At 31.8% G+C, this 1,112-nt stretch carries 1 protein-coding gene; it reads right to left on the bottom strand.

The window, feature by feature from the left end:
• Positions 1-1,112, bottom strand: a 1,112-nt coding sequence (locus tag J1782_RS00230; protein ID WP_217151900.1) for a hypothetical protein, incomplete at both ends; no start/stop codon positions are given.

The following is a 1,112-nucleotide window of genomic DNA, read 5'->3' as shown; positions in this document are numbered from 1 at the left end:
TCACTATCTTTATAAAGACCAAGATGAAATAATGCAACAGCCTTTAAGAAAGTATAAATAATAACATTATTATTATAAGCTAATGAAAGTATTTTTTGAGAGAGACTTAATACATCTTCCCAAAAAGAATCGTCTTTTTTAATTACAACCCGCTCACCTTTTAACATAGGAGATTTGTTTTCGTAAAACCAAAACAACCTTAAATGTAATACACTTATCTTATAAGATGTTGCGCATTCGTCTTTATACATATTGATATATTCAAGCGCTTTTGCAAGGTTCTGTGAGTTTTCATCATCATATTCACCCGTCAAATTAATTTTTGATGTAATCTTCGTAAGCATGTAATAATGATAGTCTTCTAAACTGACAGTTTTCAGCTGTTCTAACGTTTGCTGACTGATGACGTCATTACCAATTTTTTCATACAATGCGGTCTTTCTATTGAGAAAATCAACTCTATATCTTTCCTCTAAATCTTCAATGTTATATTCATTAAAAATGCTTATTGCATCTAAAAGGAATTTTAGCTTATCTGCTTCAAGGTGAACTGAAGACTTTGAGTGATTCATAACAATCCAGGCAATAGAATCTAAGGAAATATAATTAGTGATGTTATATTTAAATGACTCTTTCAGGGTGTTTATTGCTTCGGTAATATAGTTGGAAACAATGGATTCATCTTCATTGGCATTTGATAGCTGGTTTGCTAAAGTCCCAAGAATTGATGCTTTCTCTCCGTATAATGTAATCAGTGTATAGCTGAACTGCCTATTTGACGGGAGTTCCTTTTTTTCTTCTGAGGTTATCGCCTTTTCAATTACAGTTAACGCTTCTTGAAGAATTTCATAGTACTCTGGATAATAAACGGAAGCATCAGTATATTTTCTTCTTCCATATTCTCTAAGTAGATTTGCTTGATGCAACATTAGACGCGGACTATCAATTTTTTTTAATGTTAATAAGCTTCCAATAGCCCTTGATATGTCAAAGTAAAACTCCTGATACTCCTTACCATTTTGTCCATTAGGACCAAAAGCTTTTACTATATCGGAGCAGAAGTTAATTTCATTACTTTTGTACAAGCTTTTTTGTTCGATACAGCTAATAAC

The sequence above is a fragment of the Rahnella sp. BCC 1045 genome (assembly GCF_019049615.1).
Classification (GTDB): Bacteria; Pseudomonadota; Gammaproteobacteria; order Enterobacterales; family Enterobacteriaceae; genus Rahnella; species Rahnella contaminans.
This window is presented reverse-complemented; position numbering and strand designations above follow the sequence as displayed.